This is a genomic window from Confluentibacter sediminis, assembly GCF_003258355.1.
In the GTDB taxonomy this organism is placed as follows: Bacteria; Bacteroidota; Bacteroidia; order Flavobacteriales; family Flavobacteriaceae; genus Confluentibacter; species Confluentibacter sediminis.
This window is the reverse complement of record NZ_QKPO01000012.1, coordinates 107,729-132,790: the sequence shown is the minus strand read 5'-3', so window position 1 is coordinate 132,790 and position 25,062 is coordinate 107,729. Positions and strand designations below refer to the sequence as shown.

Sequence of the window (25,062 nt, the reverse complement as noted above, 5' to 3'; positions counted from 1 at the left end):
TTGAGCTTAATTCATTCATTTTAAACCTATTTTATAAAGGCATCAATGGTTTTATTTATATCATCTTCTTTATTTGAGAAATCATCAGAGAACAAATAATCATATAAAGGTTTTCCATCAACGGCGGTTTCTAAACTTATATCTTTGTTTCTGTTAAAAACACCATCCCATTTGGCTCTTACTTTTGCCCAAGTAGATTGATTTTCTTTCCACCAGTTTTGAGCTGCTTTGCAATAACTATCATCAACTTTTCTGTAGTTATCAAATCCTTTTTCTTCAGCTAGAACAAAATCGTTCTCTCCTTCTTTTCTTACTACCTTGCTGTTATCTTGATCATGAATCCAGCCTTCTTTAACAATTTCATGTTTATTTGTTCTTACAATCACATTGTAATCGTTGCGTATGGTGTGTTCGCGTCGTGGCAATGGGGCATCGGTTGTATTTTCCCAATAGCTTTTACCATCGGCGTGTATCCAAGTTGCTGAACCTTCATACCTTGGGCTGTCATCTACTTGAAATACTTTCTGTGTCCACTGTCCTTTTACCCGCTCTTTGGGAAGGCTTATATATTTCCATGTATTATTAACATTATATATATACAAATCGGTATTTTCATAAAGCCAATCCTGTCTCCAATGCTTTACAATGTATGGATTATCTGCTTTTCCAACGATTAAGAGATGTTGCATCACTATTTTGTTGTCTGAATCTTCTACTAATTGTACCCACTCTAAACCTTTATCATGTTTCACTGGGGATGGTTTGTAGTTAGGGTCGTTGGAATATTGAAATGTTTCAGCAAAATTGAAGCTTACATCATAACATCCACACATACTTTTAATGGCTTTCTGATCTTGTTTTTTTTTGTTTTGGGCATGGCTATTACTAATGAATGCTAGTGCAAAAACAGCTAAAAGTGTTACTCGTTTCATTCTTTTTTAAGGGTTTGATTATGGTTGTTAAAATTTAAAATTTATTTTGTTCTTATTTAGATTAAATAAAAATAACTTATATATTTGCGACAAATTTATATAGAATGAGTCTAAATAAAAATAATATTTTAATATTTTTTCTGTTTTTTTTTAGTTGCCTATTATTTTCACAAGAAAAGAATACAATCATTCAAGACTCAACTAAAACAGAAAAATTAGAAGACGTTATTATTACTGCTACAAGAACCAAAAGACAATTATCTTCTTTACCATTGCCAGCCCTATTAATATCTAAAAAAGAAATCCATAGCATTAATTCTCTAAGGCTAAATGATATTTTAAACGAGCAAACTGGACTTATAACTGTTCCCGATTTTGGGGGCGGAGAAGGTATCCAATTGCAAGGTTTGGACGCTCAATATACCTTAATACTTATTGACGGTGTGCCTCTTATTGGGCGCTCTGCTGGCACTTTAGACATTAGTAGGATTACCGTAGGGAACATAAAACAAATTGAAATTGTTAAAGGAGCCTCTTCAAGTTTGTATGGTAGTGATGCGCTTGGTGGTGTTATAAATATCATTACTGAAAATCCTAAAAATGGATTTAATGCTGATTTAAACTCTAGATCGGGATCATTTGGCACCTATGATAATAGCATGAACTTAGGTTATAAAAAAGAAAAAATGTCAATAACTAGTTTTATTAATGGTTTTCAGAGCGGTGGATATGATTTAAATACCGAAGATGAATTAAAAACCGTTGAACCTTATTCCAATTACACATTTAATACAAAACTTGATTTCAATTTTAATGATAAGACAAATTTGTTTATCTCAGGGAGATATTATACCCAAAATCAAGATTATGTGGCTTCGGAAAACTTAAAAGGAGAAAGCAAAATAAACGAATGGAATACCCATTTAAAATTAAGCCATACTTACAACAAAAAGTGGAGCAGTTATTTTGAGTTTTATGCAACGAGATATAAAGCAAATGAGTTTTTAAACAATCCTGACAATTCCAGGTTTAGTGAAACTGATTTCAACCAATTATTAATTCGTCCAGAAGCTAGGGGCATTTATATACCTTCTGAAAAAAGCACTTTTATTGGTGGTTTAGGCTGGAATCATGAGACCTTAATTAGAACTGATTTTTCTTCGCAACCTGAATTTAATTCACCTTATATATATTTACAATACGACACGAATCCGAATGACAAATTAAATATCATTCTTGGTGCTCGTTTTGATAACCACAATAAATATAAATCGCAATTCAGTCCTAAAACAGCATTACGTTATGAATTATCAAATAAAATTGCTGTAAAAGGATCTGTGGGCTATGGTTTTAAGGCTCCCGATTTTAGACAATTATATTTTGATTTCAGTAATGCCATTGTAGGTTACACAGTTTTAGGCTATAACGCCGTAACTACAAAACTTCCTGAAATGGAAGATGAAGGGCAAATTGCTAATATTATTGTTCCTCTTTCTGAATTTGAAGATGAATTAAATCCGGAAAATTCAGTAAGTATTAATATAGGTATCGATTATACTCTTTATTCAAATTTAAAATTCAATTTAAATATTTTCAGAAATAACATTCACGATTTAATAGATACGCGCGTAGTAGCCAACAAAATCAATGGGCAAAATGTATTTAGTTATTATAATGTTCATAAAGTTTACACACAAGGCGTTGAGCTTAACACGCTTTGGAAACCAGCAACTAACATAAAAATTTCAGGTGGCTATCAATTATTATTTGCAAAAGATACAGCTGCTGAAGATGCCTTTAAAAATGGGAACGTATATGCGCGATTAACTCCTAGCTCTTCTTCTTTCCAACTAAAAGAACAAGACTATTTCGGATTGTATAATCGCTCAAGACATATGGCAAATTTTAAAATCTTTTATACTGTAGAAAAATGGCATTTAGATGCCAATATCCGGGGTACTTACCGAAGCAAATATGGTTTGTATGATACCAATGGAAATTCTTACCTAGATACTTATGACGAATTTATAAAAGGCTATAGTATTTGGGATTTTGCAATAAACAAAACCTTCTTTAAAAACTACCAATTAGGGTTAGGAATTGACAATGTTTTAGGATTTACCGACACACAAAACATAAGTAACATTTCTGGTAGAATTTTCTATGGCAAATTGAATATTAATTTTTAACCAATATATATTATGAGAACAATCAAATTTTTCACATTAGCAGTACTTTTTATTAGCATATTATCGTGTAGTGATGATAACGACGACGCCCCTTTTTTAGTGATAGAATCTGAAACGATATCAAATTTACATGCTCCACAATCTGGTGGTCAAGGATCTGGAGAGGATATCTCAGGTGCTTTCACAAAGTTTAGTTTTTCAACAGGGCAAGCAACCACAAGTGAAACTGAATGGGATATTGCTTTTAGAGGAACCTCAATAATCTTAAATGGTGGTACTTCATTAGGGACAACTGATGAACCCGATAGAACTGGTGAGGCATCTGGCTATATAGCTGATAGCACATTAGGAGGAATTACAAAAGTGAATACCGCTTTATTAAAAGAGGATTCAGATAAAGGCTATGTCATAACTGGATGGTATACATATTCTGGACCACCAAAACATGTAATTACACCAACTCCAGGTAAAGTATTAGTTATTAAAACACATGATGGTAAATATGCAAAAGTTGAAATATTAAGTTATTATAAAGATGCTCCTGAGAATCCTGACGGATTAACTGATGAATCTAGATACTTTACATTTAAATATGTATATCAACCAAATGAAGGCATTACAACATTTTAATCATGAATAAATACATTAGTATCACATTTATAATATTTCGTTTGATATTAGGCGGATTTATGATCTATGGAGGCGTGCAAAAATTCCAATCGCCTCCCATTACACCTATTGAAGTATTGGGAAAGGCCAATAAATTTTCAACGCCCGAAAAAGAATCTACACTTCAAAAAATATTATATATAAGCGGTGCCAAACAAACAGGCTATTTTTGGCAGGTTCTTGGCTTTTGCGAACTTCTTTTTGGATTGCTTATAATAATTCAATACACATCTTTAATAGGTTCCCTTTTTTTGCTCCCAATTACATTACATATTTTTCTATTTCATTTATTCCTTGAAGCAGATGATATTAATGAGTTAATTTTAACAAGCTCATTATTTGGAATAAATATGGCCCTTGTTTTAAAAGAAAAAGAAAAATGGAAGCACTTACTTTGGATGAAACCTATATAATAAAAAAGACCACTTTAAAGTGGTCTTTTTTATTTAATCTAAATGATAAATCTCCATAATGTCTTGTAAATACTTCACAAAATCTATTTTTAAATCGATGAGTTTTCCTGTATGAACATCAAACACCCAGCCATGTACCTGTAATCCTCTAGATCTAATGGCTTTTTGAACAGCCGCCGTTTTAATAAGGTTTACGCATTGCTCTTTTACATTAAGCTGAACTAAGCGGTCGTATTTTTTTTCCTCATCATCAATATTGTTCAATTCATTTTTATGAATTCTATACACATCTCTAATATTACGCAGCCACGGATTTAAAATCCCCAAATCTGCAGACTGCATAGCTGCTTTAACGCCCCCACATCCATAATGCCCGCAAACCACTACATGGTTTACCTTAAGAAAATCTACGGCATAATCAACAACAGACATGGCATTCAGGTCTATACTGATAACCATGTTGGCGATGTTGCGGTGCACAAATACATCTCCAGGACCAAGTCCCATAAGTTCTTCAGCCGTAACTCGACTATCTGAACAGCCAATAAATAAAAGTTCTGGATTTTGGCCTTTACCTAAATCCTCAAAATAATTTTTGTCATTATCTAGCTTTTCTTTAATCCAAGCTTCGTTGTTTTCGAATACTTTATTTAAATTCATTCATATAAAATTGTATGAGTTAAAGATAGCTAAAATAATTAAAGAGCTTTAATATCTTCTTTAGGAATCCAACCTGTTTTTCCATCAGGCAATTTAATTTTTTTCCAACTTTTTACGGTATCTAAAACCTGTACTTTAGTACCCTCGTGTAATATAAACGCTTCTTCGCTTCTTAAATTAGGCTCTGCTTTTACTTTGCTTTCTTGTGAAAAAACAATAGCGGGTTTATTACTTTTATCTAAATTGAATTTATGAAACGCTAATGATAGTACAATAGCCAATAGAGATAATGATACCATGCTAGCCATAAAAGCTAATCGTTTTCTTAATGTAGAATATGCAAAATAGTAGATTAAAAATAAAACTACAAAACATAGAACCAAAACAATAGATGTTTTTGCCCAGCCATCAAACGTCATATAATTGGTTGTGCTTTTTATGAATTTTGACACCCCTCCTTCTGGAATAGCATCAATAGCATCAATAGTCATGTTTTTAGCAAAGGCTAAATTGTTTTTTATATCTGCATCATTTGGTGCTAACTGCAACGCCTTTTCATAATAATAAATACTAGGTGCCACTTCATTTAATTTGTAATAGGCGTTACCTAAATTATAATATAATTCTGCTGAATGATTTTTTGAATCTAAAATCGTTTTATAAGCATCAATGGCTTCATTGTATCTCCCTTGATTATACAGTGTATTACCTTTTTCAAACAAGGCATTATTTTGAGCAAAATTAATGGTGCTAAACAATAGGGCCATAATGTAAAATAGGTGCTTCATTTTATCGGGCTTGTTTATCAATTAATGAAATGGTTTTTGCTGCTTTCTCATAATCTTCTTGCATGGTTACCGCAGTAATGGGCGTATATCTAGCTAAATCGCAGTTTTGCATTATATGATTAAAATCTGCCATCGTTTCCGCTTCAACCCCTCTTTCTAAAAGTAATTTGTTGATTCTATCTTTACTTAATTCGCTAGTTTCTATATGTAATTTAGCTTTTAAATAGTTGTGCAACGCTTTTTCCATAGCAATGTAAAACTCTTCTTTTTTACCCAGTGCTTTTTTAGCATTGCTTAAATATTTTTTAGCCAATTTATCTGCCATTCGTATTCTATTCCCATAAACATCGGCATCTCTATCTGCTTTTTTCCTTCTTATAACAATCGCTAACGGAATCGCTAAAAAAGGCAATAACAAAGTGCTCCAAAACAAAGGTGTTTTAAAAAAATAACTTGAGGTCGTAGATGAAAAATCGGCATTCGTTTTTATATATGCAAATTGGTCTTTATTTAAAACAACCTGTTGCTTTGTGTTTGCCGGATTTTGATTGCTGCTAACAACAGAACCCGATGCAGGTCCATTTAAAACATCAATAACAATTTCATCAGAATTTAAGGTTTTATAACTTTCTGTTTTTAAATCGAAATACGAAAACGAAATACTTGGAATAGGATATTTCCCTTTGTATTGAGGCACTATGGTATAAGTATCTGCAATGCTTCCTTGCATACCTGCCAAATCAGTTCTAACATTTTCATTATGCTCAGGTTCATAAACCTCTAGAGAGCTTGGCAAGGTTAGTTTTGGCAAATTAAATAATTTTAAATTTCCATTTCCTGTTACTTCAACTTTAGCTTGTAAAGATTCTGTGGCATCCAACTGTGTTTTTGTAGTAGACACTTTGAAACTAAAATTTCCAACAGCACCTGTAAAATTAAGTGGCTTGCCCGTTTCCGGTAATGGCTTAACATTAATGGTTTTACTCCCTGCAGATATGGTTCTGTTTACTCGAGCCATCATTCTCCCCCCAAAAATGTCTCGCCTATTTGTTGGTACTTGAACTCCAATATCAAGCGTTAAAGGTTCAATATCTAACTTGCCTGTTTTTTGAGGATATAATATAGTTTTACGTAAAATTATATAACGATATTCCTCACCATTATAGGTACCCATTTGAAATCTTTGATCTTGTGTATCAATATTCTGACTCCAAAAATCATTATACCTAGGACTGTCTATTTCATGAGAGTTTTCAACCCCTGTATTTGGTGACACAAAAAGTTTATAAACAACTGTAATGGCTTCGTTTAGATATGGATCTGATTTTGAAACTTCGGCTACTAAATGTATTCCTTCCTGCGCTAAATAGTTTGGGTCATTAGGATCTTTAGGAATTTCAACCGCAGAAGTCACCTCAATTTTTATGGGAGTTGTTTTATACGTCTGTCCATCTATATTTATTGTGGCCTGATTAATAGTAAAACTTCCCTGCCTTTTTGGTGATAAAAAATAACTATATGTTTTATTAAAAGATCGCACCCCATTAATCCATGAATTACTGACCGATTGATTGGGGCCGCCAATAACTGTAAAATCTGAAAAACTAGGAGGATTAAAATTATCGCCGTCTTGATTCATTTCAAAATCAATTCGTAATCGCTCATTAACACCAAGCCTATTTTTACTGACTTTTGCTTCAAATTTTATTTGAGCAGACGTAATACTCGTTGCAAGTATTATGAGTAATAATGATATGTGTTTTGTTAGTTTCATCATACATTTACGATTTTTGAATTACGAATCACGAATATAACTTATAGTAAAATCTCAATTCGTGGTTTGTAAATCCTAATTCGTTTTACCAATCTTTATCTGTTTTTACTTTAACACCTTTTTGTTTTTCCGCATTCACTTTTTCCTGAACTTTTTGTTCTTGGTTGTTCATGGCCTCTAAAATATTTTTTATTTGCTGAGGAGACAGTTGTCCTGGTTGTGGCTTAGGTTGCTGTTGGTCTTTCTTATCTTCGTCTCCTTTACCTTTGTTGTCTTTCTCATCTTTAGGCTTTCCATCCTCATCTTTTTTGTCGTCGCCTTCTTTTTTATCTTTGTCGCCTTTGTCTTTGTTATCGTCTTTATTATCTCCTTTATCTTTATCGTCCTTTTTGTCTTGATCCTTTTTATCTTTATCGTCTTTGTTTTGGTCGTCTTTATTTTGATCTTTTTGTTGCTCTGCACATATTTTTGCTAAACCTAAATTATAGCGTGTTTCTTCATCTGTAGGATCATTTCTTAAGGCATTTTTATATGCTTCAACAGCTTCTTTGCACTTTTTATTTTCCATTAAAACATTTCCCATATTATGAAAAGCTTTGTGCTTTTCATCTTTGGAAGTAGCGTTTTTAGCAGCTTGCTCTAGACGATAGAATGCTTCTTCGTAATTTTTTGTTTTGTAATAGGAATTTGCTAGATTATAGATTCCTGCCGTGGTATTTGGCTGCTCTGAAATAGCTTTTCTATAGGCCATCTCAGCGGAAACAAAATCATCTTTATCAGCTAATAGTGTATTGCCTTCATACACATAATTATTGGCTTTTCTTATCGCCTTCACGTCTTCCTTTTCTTGTGCAAAAGAAAACGACGTTATCATTAATACTAATATAAAAATTGATTTGTTCATTATTCTTTTATTCATTATACCAAGATATAAAACATTGGTTTTTTGTTAGTTAAAAATTTTATAAAATCTGATAGCATTTATAGAGTCTAAAAATTCTCATTGAATAAATTCAATTTTTTTAACCAACCTGTTTTTCGTTCTAACAAGAAAATATCTAAAAACAAAAAGAAAATACCAAAGCCTAAAAACCATTGAAACTGACTTTTAAAATCGGCGTATTGTTTGGTTTCAAACTCTGTTTTATCCATTTTATTTAAGATGTCTCCAATACTTTTTACAACATCACTGGTGTTTTTTCCATTAATGTAAATCCCGTTAGCTGCAGCGGCAATACCCTGAAGTGTTTCTTCGTTTAATTTTGTAATAACCGTTTCGCCATTATTGTCTTTCTTATAATTTAAAACAATACCATTCTTTTTTTCTGGAATAGGGCCTCCTTTTAAATCACCCACACCAATAGTGAAAATGCGAATACCTTCTTTACTTGCTTCTTCTGCCATAGCAACAGCTTCTTCGCTATGATCTTCACCATCAGAAATAATGATGAGCACTCGATTGGTCTGCTCTTCATTATCAAAATAGGTTTCCGATAATTTAATAGCTTCGTTTATGGCGGTTCCTTGAGAGGACATCATGTCTGTATTCATGTTACCTAAAAACATTTTTGCTGCTGCATAATCTGTTGTTATTGGCAATTGTGGGAACGCTTTAGCTGCGTAGGCAATAATACCAATACGGTCGCTTGCTAAATTATTTATAATCTGAGTAACTAGTTGTTTTGCTTTGTCTAAACGGTTTGGTGCAATATCTTCAGCTAGCATACTTTTAGAGACATCTATAGCAAAAACAATATCAACACCTTCGCGCTTAATGGTTTCTAGCTTAGTGCCTATTTTTGGATTTACAAGGGCGATGGCTAAACATGCAAAAGCCAAACAGAGCACTCCAATTTTTAATATAGATTTGAATGTCGATTTGTTTGGGCTTAGCCTGTTAAGTAATTGCTTATCGGCAAATTTACTTTGTACTCTATATTTCCAAATTTGAAGCAACAAAAAGAATAGGATTATTACTGGAATAATGCCTAAAACCCAAAACCATACTTTTTCGTCTAATTGATATAAGTCCATCCTAATTGTTTGATATTACTATTTACACAAAACTTCTAAATAGTGTATTTCTTAACAGAAATTCTAAAAGCAAGAAACCTAATGCTAAAAACACCAAAGGTCTATACAGTTCTTGATAATTAGAATATTTAAATTCTTCAATCTCTGTTTTTTCCAGCTTGTTAATTTCGTTATATATTTCTTCTAATTTTTGATTATCGGTAGCTCTAAAATAAGTTCCGCCAGTTACTTTTGCGATATCTTTTAATAGCGCCTCATCTATTTCTACTTGTACACGAGCATATTGAAAATCGCCTGTTCTTGGATCTATAGCAACAGGAGAAAGAGCCATTCCGTTAGTACCCAAGCCAATAGTGTACACTTTAATGCCATATTCAACAGCTAATTCACTGGCAATTTTTGGGTCTATAAATCCAGAGTTGTTTACTCCATCTGTTAACAAAATAATGATTTTACTTTTTGCCTTACTGTCTTTTAATCGGTTAACAGCTGTTGCTAGTCCCATGCCAATTGCTGTCCCTCCTTCAATAACCGTATTGTATTTAATCTCACTTAAAGAACGCAGAACAATGGCCTTATCACTTGTAATTGGTGTTTTCGTATAACTCTCTCCAGCATATTCAACCAAACCAATTCTATCATTAGGCCTTCCCTTTATAAATTCTGAGGCTACTTTTTTTAATGCATCTAATCTATTAGGCGACAAATCTTTGGCAAGCATACTGGCAGACACGTCTATTGCCATAACGATGTCTATACCTCGGGTTGTTTTTGTTTTTGTTGATACATCTACCGATTGTGGTCTGGCTAAAGCTGTAATCAATAAAGCTAATGCCAATAAACGCAACGCAAATAGCACATGTTTGAATTTTGGCAATGCCGAACTTGTTATTTTAAAACCCTTTAAACTAGATATTTTAAGTTCTGCTGTTTGTTTTTTATACTTAAGCACATACCAAAGTATGGCTAAGGGTAATGCTAACATCAACCAAAAAAACTGCTTATTTACAAATTCTATTCCTTCAAACATTACTCTTCGGCTTTTTTAAGTTCGACTGAATTTAAAATACGCTCTGCCATATCATCTGAATAATTATCATTTTGCGGCCATGCCATCAATATTTGTTGAATCACTTGATTGTTTGCAACAAAGCTTAACAATATATATTTACCGTCAACAAAATTTTGAGTCCCTTCAATAGGATATTGCATAGTTCCTGTTGTTTTAACACCTTCGGCTCCATTGGGTGTCACAAACTTTTCGTTATGCGATAAAATGTTTCTAGCCCCTTTACTTTCTAATGTTTTTAAACTTCCTTCTATTCCTTTATTTATATCTATACTATCTTGAGCTTGGGCAAGTGTGGTATTAGACACAAACAGGGTGAACTTTTTACTTTTATCTAATCCAAAAGTTGTGAGTTTCATTTTTCCTTTTAACTCATCAGAAAGTGGTGTTTCTAGTCGTTTTAAAACTTTGGGTGTTGAAATTGTTATAGGAGGAAAACCATAGTCGCTTGTAACCCAATCGCCTTCCAACAATTCTTTGGTATCATGACCTAATATGGTATCTTTTACATACCCAAATCCATATTTAATTGAAAATCCTGTGAGGGTAGCTAAAAGCAGAAAAACGCAAATGCCAACCGTTAACCAAATTTTCTTTCTTTTATTTCTACGTTCAAGTTCTTCTTTATATTTAGCATCTAAAAGCTTTTCTTCCTCCGTTGGTTCTGGTAATGCTTCTTTAACATGATCTATCTCAATGTCAATCGTATTTCTATCAAATTTTGCTAGTTCAATATCTGGAGCAGATTTAGCAAACTTAACCAAATCGGCACGTTTTAAAATTCTTTCTAAGTTTATAATGTCTTCTTTACTTAAATCGATTTGGTTTCCTTCTTTTAATAAATTTAATCGATTTATAAGTTCGTCTGTTGTACTTTCTAGAGCTTTATCATAAACTTTTTCATCCAAATATTTTCTGATAATAAAAGTCAGTTCAGAGTAATAATCCTTTATCGCTTCATTCTCTAAATAATTAGCTTCATCTAATTTTTTTAGAGCCAGTTTTGCTCTATCATAAGGCGGAAGTAATGCAATTTGTTCAGCTTCAGTCAAAGGCTTTTTACGCCAAATAAACCAATACAATAAACCGCCAACAATGGCTAAAGCCAATAAGGTATAAAGCAAGTATTTCCACCAATCGCTACCAATTTCTTTAACTTCAATAATGGGTTTAATGTCATACAATCCTTGTTTTGTCGTATCAATAGCAATATTATTAACCTCAACTTTTAAAGAATCTGTGAAGAATGTTTTGTCTCCAACAATAATTTTTTGGCGTGGAATGGTATATGCTCCAGAATCAAATTGTGTTAATCCATATTTTTTAATAAGATTGTATTTGTCTTTGTTTTTGATCGTATCAACCGGATAAGAATCTATCATTTCCAAAGGCATAAACGTTTGTCCTTCTGGAAATACGACAAGTTTACTCGGTGACGTTTCAACCTCAATTTTATATGTGATTTGTTCTCCAATTTTAATTTTTGTAGAATCGATTGAAGATGTTACCTGCGAAAAGGAGGAAAAAGAAAAAAGGAAAAAGAAAATAGACAGAAAGCTGATGATCGATGACCGATAGCCAATACGCAAAAATCCAAAACCGTTCCCAAAAGTTATTTTATTCGTAAATCTAAAATCGTAATTCATAAATCGTTTATCCTCTTCTTTTAAAATATCCTAGCATTTTTTTTACGTAACTTTCATCAACGCGACAATCGATAGTACCTGCACCAGATTTCGTGAAGCTATCTTTAAAATAATCCACTTTTTCTTGATAGTATTTACCGTAATTAAGTCTTACTTTTTTTGATGACGTATTAACAAGCATTAATTCGCCCGTTTCTTCATCTTGCATTTGTACCATTCCTAAATTTGGTATCTCTTCTTCCCGTTGATCATACACCCGAATTCCTGTTACATCATGCTTATTGGATACAATTTTCATAGTCTGTTGATAATCGTCTGCAATAAAATCAGACAGCACAAATACAATGGCTTTCTTTTTCATGACATTCGATAAAAACTTTAAGGCTTCAGCCAAATTGGTTTGTTTGCTTTCGGCTTCAAATTCAATTAGTTCACGAATAATTCGTAGTACATGCGAACGGCCTTTTTTCGGTGGAATATAAAGTTCTACCTTATCTGAAAACAGAATCAATCCTATTTTATCATTATTTTGTGTGGCAGAAAACGCCAGAGTTGCAGCTATTTCGGTAACTATTTCATTTTTAAACTGTTCAACAGTACCAAATAATTCAGAACCCGAAATATCTACCATAAGCATCATGGTAAGTTCCCGTTCTTCTTCAAAAACTTTTACAAAAGGTTCGCTATATCTTGCCGTAACGTTCCAATCAATATTCCGTACATCGTCTCCAAATTGGTACTGGCGTACTTCACTAAAAGTCATACCACGTCCTTTGAAGGTAGAATGATATTCACCTCCAAAAATATGATCAGACAGACGACGTGTCTTAATCTCTATTTTTCGTACTTTTTTTAGTAATTCTTTAGTATCCATTTTTGAATTGTCTATTGAATGTTTATTATTGATTTATTATGACTTAATAATCAATGGTCAATCATCAACTGTCAATTTTAAGGTACTTCTATTTCGTTTACGATTTTATTGATGATATCGACAGAAGTTACGTTTTCGGCTTCAGCTTCATAAGTGATACCTATTCTGTGCCTTAAAATATCATAAACCACAGCGCGAACGTCTTCTGGAATCACATAACCACGACGTTTAATAAAGGCATAACATTTTGCTGCGGTTCCTAAATTGATACTTCCACGTGGAGACGCTCCGAAAGAAATTAATGGTTTTAAATCGGCAAGTTTATATTTCTCTGGATATCTGGTTGCAAAGATGATATCTAAAATGTATTTTTCAATTTTCTCATCCATGTAAACCTCGCGAACAGCTTTTTGTGCATTTATAATTTGTTCTACGGAAACTACTGGATTTACTTTCTCCCAAGCGCCTTTCATATTAGCTCTCATTATTAACTGCTCTTCAGCAATTTTTGGGTAATCAATCACGGTTTTTAGCATAAAACGATCTACTTGTGCTTCAGGCAATTGGTAGGTTCCTTCTTGCTCCACAGGATTCATGGTTGCCATAACCAAAAATGGCTTATCAAGTTTAAAGGTTTCATCCCCAATAGTTATTTGTTTTTCCTGCATGGCCTCTAATAAAGCTGATTGTACTTTAGCTGGCGCACGGTTAATCTCATCTGCCAGAACAAAATTCGCGAAAATGGGTCCTTTCTTTATTGAGAAATCATTAAGCTTCATGTTATAGATTAAGGTTCCAGTAACATCAGCTGGCAATAAATCGGGTGTAAACTGTATACGACTAAAGCTACCATGAACAGCTTGCGCCAAAGTATTAATCGCCAATGTTTTTGCTAACCCAGGAACACCTTCTAATAAAATATGCCCTTGCCCTAATAAACCAATAAGCAATCGTTCAACCATGTGTTTTTGTCCAACAATCACTTTATTCATCTCTAAAATAAGTAAATCAACAAAAGCACTTTCTCTTTCAATTTTTTCGTTAATTGACTTAATATCAATTGTACCTGTATCTTCCATCATTTTTTAGTTTTTTAAAGCCCGAATATACTGACCTTATTCGAGCAATGCAAATTGTTAAAATTTTTCTTCGTTCGCTGTTAATAATTGGTTAAATGTTAAAATTTAACTACGTTAATTATAGGTTAAAAATAATAAAACCGTACAATTGAAACTTCATATAACATTCGATGTAGATAACTTAGCAATAGATTGATAAATTATTAAAACATAATTAGGTATTTTTATAAATGAAATTTAGACATTTAACCTAAATCGAAGTCAAAAAAATACATTAAATGAATAAAACAGCCCTAATAACAGGAGCCACAAGTGGTATTGGTAAAGCGACAGCGTATGAATTTGCAAAGCATCATATCCATTTAATTCTCTGCGGAAGGCGGCAAGATAGATTAAATTCCATTAAAAAAGAACTAGAACCCTTAACACAAATTTATACTTTGTGTTTTGATGTACGTGATAAAGACGAAACATTTACAGCCATTGAGTCACTTCCTGAAGATTTTAAGCACATCGATATTCTGATAAATAATGCTGGAAATGCCCATGGTTTAGATCCCATACAAAGTGGAAATATAGACGATTGGGATGCCATGATAGATATTAACGTGAAAGGCTTGTTATATGTTAGCAAAGCTATCATACCCCAAATGACTGAGCGCAAATCAGGTCATATTATAAACATTGGTTCCTCGGCAGGTAAAGAAGTATACCCTAAAGGCAATGTATATTGTGGCACTAAACATGCCGTGTTGGCAATTACCGAAGGTATGCGAATAGACCTAAATCCTTATGGAATAAAAGTAGGTGCTGTAAGTCCTGGTTTGGTTGAAACCGAGTTTTCTAAGGTGCGTTTTAAAGGGGATAAAATTGCTGATGATGTTTATAAAGGGTTTGATGCATTACAAGCAGAAGATATTGCTGAGATTATTTACTTTGTTATTTCTAGACCCAAACATGTAAATATTGCAGATCTATTAGTGTTTCCAACGGCCCAAGCAAGCTCAACTATTTTGAAGAAGGAATTTTAATTAAGAGATTCCCTCCTTTGCGGAATAACAGCTATGATTAACAAACGCCTCCTTATTAAACATCTTTTAGCTCATAACGATGAAAATAGTTTTTATGATAAAAAACTAAAAATTGATATTAGCCAAAAAGAAGGTAAGGCCAAGTTTTTAAAACATATTTGTGCGCTCTCTAATAGCAATCCTAAAAACAACTCATACATTGTAATTGGTGTAGATGATTCCAATAATGAGATTGTTGGGGTCGATTTTTTTGATGACAGTAAAATACAAAACCTCATCAACGCCTATTTGACCAATGCACCTATAGTGCAGTATGAGAATATTCCGTTTCCTCATTTACCAGACCACAAAGTTGTGGGACTAGTAACTATTAGAGCTACAGGTAAAATAACTTCTTTGAGAAAAAACATTTGGAAGTATTATGGCGGTTCGGTATTCTTTAGAGATGGTAGCATGAGTATGCCCAAAGTATTTGATATTGAAATAAAAGATATCAATTCTAAAATTGTTGAGGCAATTGAAAACAATGCCCAAAACAATATAGAACATACTTTAAATGGGGTATTCGACTTTTTAAAAAAAAGAGTGGATTACAACCCGCAATACAAAGTCTTTAAAGAGTATTTTGTGCTATGTTGGTCTGGACAAAAAAAAGTAGTTAAAAACGATGTTTACTATTCTAGAGTAGATATTGAGCTCATTAATGAACAAGTAAGACTGTTTTTTTCCACGTTAGATGAAGTGTCCATTACGTATAATGAAGATACTTTTAAAATCATTGAATATGTTCAACTTGGATTTCAAAATAATTATAAATTTTACCCTTTAGAGGAAACCATTATTAGTTTTGAAAATAATGCAACATATAATATAGATACCACATTAATATTTGAGCCACCACAATTCGATAAAAAAACATTATTTCATATTTACAACAGCAACAACGCCATCTTAGAAAAACTTAAAAAAGGATTAACTTTAACTGTTACAGAAGAAAATGATTTAAAAAACTTACCACCCACTTATTTAATATGTTATCTTAATTTATTCCATGAAGCCATTGACAAACTTAATGATGTAAGGCCATATATAAAAAATTATGGAGACGAACTATATAGCATTTACAAAGAAACCATGCGAATTTTAAGAAAAGTGAAATACAGCTAATTAAGTTTTATCTTTTACATAAATTTAACTTTAAAGTCCATTCTACTTATCATTCGTGTGAAAATAAAAGTTATTTTTGTATTGCTATTAATCATTTAAATACGACCTTGTCTTTCCCTAAAATAATTGGATTGGAGACAAGGTTTTTTATTTTCTATAAATCAAACTTAATGCCCTGTGCCAAAGGCAACTCTGTTGTATAATTTATAGTATTGGTTTGTCTACGCATATAGACTTTCCAAGCATCAGAACCAGATTCCCTGCCACCGCCTGTTTCTTTTTCGCCACCAAAAGCACCTCCAATTTCCGCACCAGACGTCCCTATGTTTACATTGGCAATACCACAGTCAGAACCTTGAACAGATAAAAACAATTCGGCTTCCCGTAAATTATTGGTCATAATCGCAGAACTTAAACCTTGCACCACACTGTTTTGAATATCAATAGCATTTTCAACACCTCCAGAATATTTCAATAAATACAAAATAGGCGCAAAGGTTTCATGCTGCACTATTTTGAAATCTGGTTTTGCTTCTGCAATGGCAGGTTTTACATAACAACCACTCTCAAAATCTTCCCCAGAAAGTACGCCACCTTCCACAAGTATGTTCCCGCCTTCTTCAACAACTTGCTTTAACGCATTTTGATACATTTTTACGGCATCTTTATCAATTAAGGGACCCACGTGGTTATTTTCATCTAACGGATTTCCAATCTGTAATTGCTTATACGCATCAACAATCGCTTTCTTTACCTTATCATAAATATCTTCATGAATTATTAAGCGTCTGGTAGATGTACACCGTTGTCCGGCAGTTCCAACCGCACCAAATACAGCACCAATAACGGTCATTTTAATATCGGCATCAGGGGTTACAATAATGGCATTGTTTCCTCCAAGTTCCAACAAACTTTTACCTAAACGTGCCGCCACTTCTTGCGCCACTATTTTACCCATTCTGGTAGAACCCGTGGCAGAAATTAAAGGAATTCGAGGGTCTTTCGTCATAAACTCCCCAACTGTATAATCGCCATTAATTAAATTAGAAATACCTTCCGGTAGATTATTTTCAGACAAAACCTCGGCTATTATATTCTGACAAGCAACGCCACATAAAGGTGTTTTTTCGCTGGGTTTCCAAACACAAACATCACCACAAATCCAAGCCAAGGACGTATTCCAGGCCCAAACAGCTACTGGGAAATTAAATGCCGATATGATACCCACCACACCGAGCGGATGATATTGCTCATACATGCGATGCCCTGGCCGTTCACTATGCATGGTGAGTCCATGAAGCTGTCGTGATAAACCGACTGCAAAATCACAAATATCAATCATTTCTTGTACTTCACCCAAACCCTCTTGATAGCTTTTACCCATTTCATAGGACACCAACTTGCCTAAAGCTTCTTTTTTTTGTCTCAATTTATCTCCAAATTGGCGCACAATGTCACCCCGTTGAGGTGCAGGCACAGTTCTCCATGTTTTGAATGCCTGGGTGGCAGCATCCATTACCTTTTCATAAGCTTCTTCATTTGTAATAGTAACTTTCCCGATCAATTGCCCATCAACTGGGGAATAACTTTCTAATAATTCATTTCCAAAAAAACTAGTCAATCCTGTTGAAGTGCCTTCATTTACATCTTTTAAACCTAATATTTTTAAAGTTTTATCTATACCAAAATTGGCGGCTAATGCTTTCATTTCGTTTTAATTTTTACGCTTTTAAAAAATTATCACTAAGATACCAATAAATTAATTAGTTATATTGAATTGTTAGATCCTAGAACCCGTTTGTTAATTTTAATTCATTAATTTAGGACTTATTTAACACAACCCAAAAATCTAAATTTAAAAAATTCCACGTAAATTGTTTAACAAGAAAAAGTCCACATTCTTTTACGCTAATTTCATTAAACATCATTAATCTATGTCTCCAAAAAAACTCCTGGTTTTTCTTGCTATTATAGCACTAGTCAATGCCTGCAAAAAAAAAGAAACTGAAACCGATAACCTATTTAAATTTAAGGAATATATAAGCTATACAACATCTGGTTTGTCATCAGTGGCAAAACCAATCATTATAAATTTAACTAAAGATGTTGAAGGTTGGGATATAGACAAAAATATTTCAGCAGATATAATAAAAATAGAACCTTATGTGCAAGGAACCCTAAAAACGGCAAACAAGCATACCCTGATTTTTACTCCCGATGAGTATCTTAAACCTGCCACCGAATATACTGTTACGGTTAAATTGGAAGATATTTATAAAAATATCCCGAAAGAATTTAGCAACTACACGTTTCAATTTAAAACGATTACGCCAAATTTCAATCTTGTTACCAATAATCTACAATCCTACAGTAGAGAATGGCAATATGTTGAAGGTGTTATAAAAAGTGCCGATATTATCTCTTTGGAACAAGCCAAACAATTAGTCGAAGCCTATCAGAATAAAAAGAAATTATCGATTGTTTTCAATGAACTGAATAAAAAGGGTGAGGCTTTTGACTTTAAAATTGATAGTATTCATCGTCAAATTGAAGACACAGACATTCTTGTAACATGGAATGGCGATGCCATTACATCGGATACTAAAGGTGAAAATAAACTAACTATCCCGGGTATTAACAACTTCACTATTGTAAATGTAAATGTGGTTCAAGTACCAGAGCAATATCTATCCATAAACTTTTCTGATCCTTTAAAAAAACAACAAAATTTTGATGGATTGGTGACGCTTCAAAATGTAAAAAACCCCAAATATATTGTGGATGGCAATGTGCTTAAAGTATATCCAGATTCTAAATTGGTGGGGAATATTCAGGTTGATGTATTTGAAGGCATTACAAATACTGAAGGTTATAAACTTAAAAAACCATTCTCTGAAACCATTGCATTTGAAGATTTAAAACCACAAGTACGTTTAATTAGTAATGGGAGTATTTTACCAAATTCCAAAGAATTAAAATTCAATTTTGAAGCGGTTAATTTAAAAGCGGTTGATTTTAGAGTAATTAAAATATTTGAAGATAATGTCCTCCAGTTTTTACAAGACAGTGATTTATCTAACGCCAATAGTTACGACATTAAAAAAGTAGGCAGACGCATTGCCAAACAAACCATTCAATTACAAACTGAAGCCGAAAATACAGGCAAATGGAAAGCTTATAGTATTGATTTATCTAAGTTTTTTAAAGCTGATCCAGGAGCGATTTATCGTGTAGAATTAAGTTTTAATAAAAGTTATTCTTTATATAATTGTGATGCGAATTCTAAAACAACAAACTTAGAAAACAATGAAGATTATTATGATGACGAATACTACGAAGGTGATGATTATATAGAAACCGATGAATACGACGATGATGATTTACGCGAAGAAGCCTATTGGGATAATTTAACTTACCAATATAAAAACTATACCTATAATTGGCGTGAAGAGAATAATCCTTGCCATGATGCTTATTACAATCAAGAGAAAATAGTGTCTCAAAATTTATTGGCATCAAACCTTGGTGTTATCGCAAAACAAGGTGCCAATAACTCCTATTATTTTGCTGTTACCAATATTTTAACCACCAATCCAGAAGCAGAGGCTACTGTAAAACTTTATAATTTTCAACAACAAGAGTTAGCAAGTAAAACAACCGATGAAGAAGGTTTAACCTTATTCGATTTAAATAAAAATGCTGCTTTTGCCATTGTTTCTAAAGGAAAAAACACCACCTATATAAAGCTGGCAGACGGCAACTCTTTATCGTTAAGTAAATTTGATGTATCTGGAAATAAATTACAACGCGGACTTAAAGGATATATTTATGGTGAACGTGGGGTTTGGAGGCCAGGAGACACCCTTCATTTAACATTTATATTGAATGATTTTTCGAATCCGTTACCAAAAGGGCATCCTATAAAATTGCAAATAACCGATCCGAATGGCAAGTTGGTTTATAACAATGTAACTTCAAACAACCTCAACAATTTCTATACATTTACCGTTCCTACATCTCCAGAAGATAAAACTGGCACTTACAACGCAAAAATATCGGTTGGTGGAGCCACTTTTTATAAAAGTTTAAAAATTGAAACCGTAAAACCAAATCGCTTAAAAATAAAAATCGATTTTGAAAACGATATCATTACGGGAGCAGAACCTTTAAACGGAACTTTGGATGTAAAATGGTTGCATGGTGCGCCTGCCAAAAATTTAAAAACTGAAATTAAAGCGAAGTTTTCTTCTGCAAATACCAGTTTTAAAAACTATAAAGATTACACCTTTAACGATCCAACCAGACAATTTGAAACTGAAGAAATCAATGTTTTTGAAGGCATGATAAATGAAGAAGGGAGCGCAAAAATCAATAAAAAACTAGAAGTTGGCAAAAATGCGCCTGGGATGTTGAACGTACAATTTTTAGTAAGAGCTTTTGAAAATGGCGGTGATTTCTCTATGGATGCTTTCACTAAACAATATGCCCCATACAAATCTTTTGTAGGTATGCGTTCCCCTAAAGGAAATGCCTATGATTCATTTTTTACAGATGAGAATCAAACCTTTGATGTGGTAGTAGTTGATGCCAATGGCAAACCCATAAAACGAAATAATTTAGAGGTTAAAGTGTATAAAATTGAATGGCGTTGGTGGTGGAATTCTTCTTATGATGATTTAGCAAGTTACACATCCAGCAGTTATCACAGACCTTATTTAGATAAAAAAATAAATACCGATGCTCATGGAAAAGGCAGTTTTACTTTAAATATTCCAGATGATGAACGTGGACGTTACCTCATTAGAATTTCAGACCCTGTAAGTGGTCATGCCACAGGAAGAACGGCCTATTTTTATAAAAACTGGTGGCAAAAATCGCCTTCGGCAGATAAAGAAGCTGCTAAAATGTTGATTTTTTCAGCAGATAAAGAACAGTATAATGTTGGCGAAACTGCTAAAATAACATTTCAATCTGGTAGTGAAGGTCGCGCTTTGGTAAGCATAGAAAATGGTACTGAAGTGTTGGATTACCATTGGGTAAAAACCAACCAAGGAGAAACCACTGTTAATATCCCGATAACCTCAGAAATGGCTCCCAATGTGTTTGTGAATATTTCATTGTTACAGCCACATGCCATTACAGCCAACGATTTACCAATCCGTTTATATGGCATCATTCCCATTATGGTAGAAGACCCAAATACCAAATTAGAGCCCCAATTAAAAATGCCAAATACCTTGCGCCCAGAACAAGCCTTTGACATTGTGGTTTCAGAAAAAAACAAGAAGCCCATGACCTATACTGTTGCTGTTGTGGAAGAAGGTTTGCTCGATTTAACACGTTTTAAAACACCAAATGCTTGGGACGAGTTTTATGCTCGTGAAGCTTTAGGTGTAAAAACCTGGGATATTTTTGATGATGTTATTGGAGCCTATTCTGGAAGTGTGGATCAAGTATTTGCTATTGGTGGTGATGGTAATGCTGCCGCTGGAAAAAACAAAAAAGCCAATCGTTTTAAACCGGTGGTAATTTATTTAGGCCCTTTTTCTATTAAGGCTGGCGAACAAAAAACCCATAAAATTAAATTGCCAAATTATATTGGTGCAGTTCGTACCATGGTCGTTGCTGGAAATAAGGAAAAAGAAGCTTACGGCAGTACAGATAAATCGGGGGAAGTAAAAAAACCATTAATGGTATTGGCGACGCTTCCGCGGAAATTAAGCCCTGGTGAAAAAGTAACACTTCCTGTAACCCTATTTGCCATGGAACCTAAAGTAAAAGATGTTACTGTTAATTTGAAATTAAGCAAAGGTATTTCTGTAGTTGGGAACGCATCTAAATCTGTTCATTTTGACAAACCAGATGAAGAAATGATGTATTTTGAACTGGATGTTAGTAAAGCAAAAGGCATCAATACTGTTGAAGTTGTGGCTACAGGAAATGGTGAAACATCAAGCTATAAGGTGGAAATAGATGTCGAAAACCCGAATCCGATATCTTCAAAATCAATAGATAAAACCTTAGAGGCAAAAGCATCAGAAAGCATGGATTTTGCAACCTTTGGTGTATATGGCACCAATTCTGCCACAATAGAATTTTCAACGATGCCTCCTATGGATTTCTCACGTAGATTACAGTACTTAATTCAATATCCGCATGGTTGTGTTGAGCAAACCACGTCTAGTGCGTTCCCTCAGTTATTTTTAAATGACATTTTCGATTTAACTTTTGATAAAAAACAAGACATTCAAAAAAACATTGAAAAAGCCATTAAACGTTTAGGGTATTTCCAAAAAGCAAATGGTGGATTAAGTTATTGGATGGGAGAAAATTCTGTGGATGATTGGGGCACAAGTTATGCTGGGCATTTCCTGTTAGAAGCAGAAAAGAAAGGATTTGTATTGCCTTTAACTTTTAAAAGTAATTGGATAAACTATCAAAAAGAAGCTGCTAGAAATTGGCGACCTAGTTACAAAACCTATAATTCAGATTTAGCACAAGCCTACAGACTTTATACGTTGGCTTTAGCCGGAAGTCCAGATTTGGCAGCCATGAATCGATTAAGAGAATTTACTGAAATTTCCAACGAAGCCAAATGGCGATTGGCTGCGGCTTATGCCTTAGCTGGACAAAAAGAAGCGAGCAATAATATTTCCAAATCGGCTAATATTAATTTCACGCCATCAAATTATAACTATTACACGTATGGGTCGGTAGATAGAAATCGTGCTATGGCATTAGAAACTATGGTGCTTACTAAAAATCCGAAAATGCGTGAATTGGCACAATACATTGCTAAAGACTTATCAAGCAATAGCTGGATGAGTACACAAACAACCGCTTACAGTTTACTGGCCATGGCAAAAATGGTACAAGCTAATGGCGGAAAAGAACTCAATATTAGTTATACATTAAATGGCAAAACGATGTCCATCAATACTAAAAGTGCTTTGGCGCAAAGAGACTTGCTAATTGTAGATGGAAACAATACATTATCATTTACTAACAATAAAGATAATGTGGTGTATGTCCGTGTTTTAAACTCGGGTAAATTGCCATTGGGAGAAGAATTTGCAGAACAACGTGGTTTGAGTTTATCAGTAGTTTATAAAGATTTGAAAGGCAACACAATAGACATCTCAAAATTACAACAAGGACAGGATTTTGTAGCCACGGTAAGTGTTAGTAATCTTAAAGACCAGGCTGTAAATGATGTGGCTTTAACCCAGATTTTTCCCTCTGGTTGGGACATTGTGAATACACGTTTTACCGATTTTGGTGACACAACAACCAGTCAAGCACGATTTACTGATATTAGAGATGATCGTGTAAACTTCTATTTTGATATGCCAAAAAAAGGAAATTACGGTACAAAAACCTTTAATGTCATGCTAAATGCATCATATTTAGGAACCTATTATCTGCCAGGTATTCAAGCAGAAGCTATGTACGATCATGAGTATTTAGTAAGAACTAAGGGACAATGGGTTACTGTTGAAAAGTAATTATCATCTTTGTAAATACAGGAAGCTTATAATTGAAAGCTTAATATTATGGAAGAAACAACAGAATCATTAAAAGATGCAATAAAAGAAAGGGTTAGTAATCCTTTTATTGGAAAATTACTTTTAGCTTGGATTATCTGGAATTGGAAAATAACTTACGTTACTTTTTTTGTAAGTGAGGAAAGACTTTCTGTTAATAGATTAGATTTTGTATCAAAATATCTTAACCCCCATTCAATTTTCAATTTTCTTAATATTTATTTTGTACCTCTATTAATTACTGCCTTTCTAATTTGGGTTGCTCCTTGGATTTCTAATGTAGTCTATTATGTTTCCGAAAATAGAAGAAGAGATAGAGAGATAAAAAAGAAAAAAATTAATAATGAAATATCGGGTTATAAAGAAATTGAAATAAAAAGACTTGAGTTAGAAATATCAACTTGCAAGAAACAGTTAAAAAAAGAGTCTGAAAAATTTAAAGAATTAAGTCTTATGGCTGAATACTTATCCGAAGAGCCAAATTTGATTGCCGAAAAAAAGTATGAAAAAACCAGAACATCTTACTTGAATAAATTCAGGAATGAAATTTTAGAAAATAAAAAAGGGGATAAAGTTTCTAAACTTCTTTATGGGTTTCATATTAGAGATTCGGAAAATTATTTTAATGAAATAGACCAGAAAGATTTAACTTTTTTAATCACAAATGATATTGTTGAAAAAGAAGGACATATGTACTACTTAAGTAGTTATGGAGAGTTCATTTCAAAAAATATTCTTTACGAAAAATATAGTAAAAGTATTCCCAATTTTAATCATTATACAGATATAAATAATTAGGAAAACTATAGATGGACAAAAATTTCAAACCCTATTATGCTGTCATTTTCACCTCAACACAAAGAGAAACTCTTGAAGGCTATAATGAGATGGCTGAAAAAATGGAAGCCCTCGCCAAAACACAATCTGGTTTTTTAGCAATGGATAGTGCCAGAAATGATGTTGGCATCACTGTAAGTTATTGGGACAATTTAGAAGCCATAAAAAACTGGAAACAACAAAACGACCATTTGCAAGCACAACTAAAAGGACAAAAAGATTGGTATAGTTGGTATAACGTAAGAATTTGCAAAGTAGAACGTGAGTATGAGTTTAGTATTTAGCTGTCATTGCGAAGGAAGCATGACTGAAGCAATCTTTTTAAATGGAACAGATGACTTCGTTCTACTCGCAAT

The 25,062-nt window shown here is 33.3% G+C and carries 19 protein-coding genes; 8 read left to right on the top strand and 11 right to left on the bottom strand.

The genetic code is table 11. The features are described 5' to 3' along the window. Window positions 1-26: 26 nt before the first annotated feature. Window positions 27-932 (bottom strand): DUF6607 family protein, encoded by a 906-nt coding sequence (locus DKT72_RS11795; protein WP_111308948.1) that lies wholly within the window; start codon window positions 930-932, stop codon window positions 27-29. A 104-nt stretch (window positions 933-1,036) separates the two neighbouring features. On the opposite strand from DKT72_RS11795, the gene DKT72_RS11790 reads away from it, so the two are divergent. From DKT72_RS11790 to DKT72_RS11780, 3 genes are read left to right on the top strand one after another with little or no spacing between them, the layout of a single operon-like run. Further along, window positions 1,037-3,121 carry a TonB-dependent receptor plug domain-containing protein gene (locus DKT72_RS11790; RefSeq protein WP_111308947.1) on the top strand — a complete coding sequence of 695 codons (2,085 nt, stop codon included), beginning with the start codon at window positions 1,037-1,039 and terminating at the stop codon, window positions 3,119-3,121. A 12-nt stretch (window positions 3,122-3,133) separates the two neighbouring features. Then, window positions 3,134-3,751, top strand: a complete 618-nt coding sequence (locus DKT72_RS11785; RefSeq protein WP_111308946.1) for an HmuY family protein — start codon at window positions 3,134-3,136, stop codon at window positions 3,749-3,751. Between the two features lie 2 nt (window positions 3,752-3,753). Beyond that, window positions 3,754-4,203: a DoxX family membrane protein gene (locus tag DKT72_RS11780; RefSeq protein WP_111308945.1), complete on the top strand. Its 450-nt coding sequence runs from the start codon at window positions 3,754-3,756 to the stop codon at window positions 4,201-4,203. Window positions 4,204-4,236: 33 nt separating this feature from the next. Here the strand turns inward: DKT72_RS11780 and DKT72_RS11775 are convergent, their stop codons facing one another. The 9 genes from DKT72_RS11775 to DKT72_RS11735 form a co-directional block, all read right to left on the bottom strand. Further along, on the bottom strand, window positions 4,237-4,863 hold the full coding sequence (locus DKT72_RS11775; RefSeq protein WP_111308944.1) for a carbonic anhydrase: 627 nt from the start codon (window positions 4,861-4,863) through the stop codon (window positions 4,237-4,239). A gap of 38 nt (window positions 4,864-4,901) precedes the next feature. Further along, window positions 4,902-5,651, bottom strand: a complete 750-nt coding sequence (locus DKT72_RS11770; protein WP_111308943.1) for a tetratricopeptide repeat protein — start codon at window positions 5,649-5,651, stop codon at window positions 4,902-4,904. A 1-nt stretch (window position 5,652) separates the two neighbouring features. Then, window positions 5,653-7,425, bottom strand: a complete 1,773-nt coding sequence (locus DKT72_RS11765; RefSeq protein WP_111308942.1) for a BatD family protein — start codon at window positions 7,423-7,425, stop codon at window positions 5,653-5,655. 85 nt (window positions 7,426-7,510) lie between these two features. After that, window positions 7,511-8,329 carry a tetratricopeptide repeat protein gene (locus DKT72_RS11760; protein WP_111308941.1) on the bottom strand — a complete coding sequence of 273 codons (819 nt, stop codon included), beginning with the start codon at window positions 8,327-8,329 and terminating at the stop codon, window positions 7,511-7,513. An 86-nt stretch (window positions 8,330-8,415) separates the two neighbouring features. After that, window positions 8,416-9,459, bottom strand: a complete 1,044-nt coding sequence (locus tag DKT72_RS11755) for a vWA domain-containing protein (protein WP_111308940.1) — start codon at window positions 9,457-9,459, stop codon at window positions 8,416-8,418. Between the two features lie 22 nt (window positions 9,460-9,481). Further along, a complete protein-coding gene (locus tag DKT72_RS11750) occupies window positions 9,482-10,489 on the bottom strand; it encodes a vWA domain-containing protein (protein ID WP_111308939.1) in 1,008 nt (335 codons plus the stop codon). Further along, a complete protein-coding gene (locus tag DKT72_RS11745) occupies window positions 10,489-12,174 on the bottom strand; it encodes a BatD family protein (protein ID WP_235841696.1) in 1,686 nt (561 codons plus the stop codon). The genes DKT72_RS11750 and DKT72_RS11745 overlap by 1 nt, the downstream gene beginning before the upstream one ends. Window positions 12,175-12,181: 7 nt before the next feature. Beyond that, window positions 12,182-13,048, bottom strand: coding sequence for a DUF58 domain-containing protein (locus tag DKT72_RS11740; protein ID WP_111308938.1), 867 nt, complete (start codon window positions 13,046-13,048; stop codon window positions 12,182-12,184). A gap of 77 nt (window positions 13,049-13,125) precedes the next feature. Further along, the gene (locus DKT72_RS11735; RefSeq protein ID WP_111308937.1) at window positions 13,126-14,127 is read right to left on the bottom strand and encodes an AAA family ATPase; all 1,002 of its coding nucleotides are present in this window, start codon (window positions 14,125-14,127) and stop codon (window positions 13,126-13,128) included. A gap of 278 nt (window positions 14,128-14,405) precedes the next feature. Here DKT72_RS11735 and DKT72_RS11730 point away from each other — a divergent pair, with 278 nt between their 5' ends. Both DKT72_RS11730 and DKT72_RS11725 read left to right on the top strand, forming a co-directional pair. Continuing rightward, window positions 14,406-15,158: an SDR family NAD(P)-dependent oxidoreductase gene (locus tag DKT72_RS11730; RefSeq protein WP_111308936.1), complete on the top strand. Its 753-nt coding sequence runs from the start codon at window positions 14,406-14,408 to the stop codon at window positions 15,156-15,158. Between the two features lie 33 nt (window positions 15,159-15,191). Beyond that, the gene (locus tag DKT72_RS11725) at window positions 15,192-16,325 is read left to right on the top strand and encodes an ATP-binding protein (protein WP_111308935.1); all 1,134 of its coding nucleotides are present in this window, start codon (window positions 15,192-15,194) and stop codon (window positions 16,323-16,325) included. Window positions 16,326-16,479: 154 nt separating this feature from the next. Here DKT72_RS11725 and amaB read toward each other — a convergent pair whose 3' ends face one another. Further along, a complete protein-coding gene (amaB, locus tag DKT72_RS11720) occupies window positions 16,480-18,033 on the bottom strand; it encodes an L-piperidine-6-carboxylate dehydrogenase (RefSeq protein WP_111308934.1) in 1,554 nt (517 codons plus the stop codon). Between the two features lie 226 nt (window positions 18,034-18,259). On the opposite strand from amaB, the gene DKT72_RS11715 reads away from it, so the two are divergent. The 3 genes from DKT72_RS11715 to DKT72_RS11705 are packed head-to-tail and all read left to right on the top strand — an operon-like array spanning window position 18,260 to window position 24,990. Then, window positions 18,260-23,830, top strand: a complete 5,571-nt coding sequence (locus DKT72_RS11715) for an Ig-like domain-containing alpha-2-macroglobulin family protein (protein ID WP_111308933.1) — start codon at window positions 18,260-18,262, stop codon at window positions 23,828-23,830. 48 nt (window positions 23,831-23,878) lie between these two features. After that, on the top strand, window positions 23,879-24,667 hold the full coding sequence (locus tag DKT72_RS11710) for a hypothetical protein (RefSeq protein WP_111308932.1): 789 nt from the start codon (window positions 23,879-23,881) through the stop codon (window positions 24,665-24,667). An 11-nt stretch (window positions 24,668-24,678) separates the two neighbouring features. Beyond that, window positions 24,679-24,990: an antibiotic biosynthesis monooxygenase family protein gene (locus DKT72_RS11705; protein WP_111308931.1), complete on the top strand. Its 312-nt coding sequence runs from the start codon at window positions 24,679-24,681 to the stop codon at window positions 24,988-24,990. Window positions 24,991-25,062: the final 72 nt, after the last annotated feature.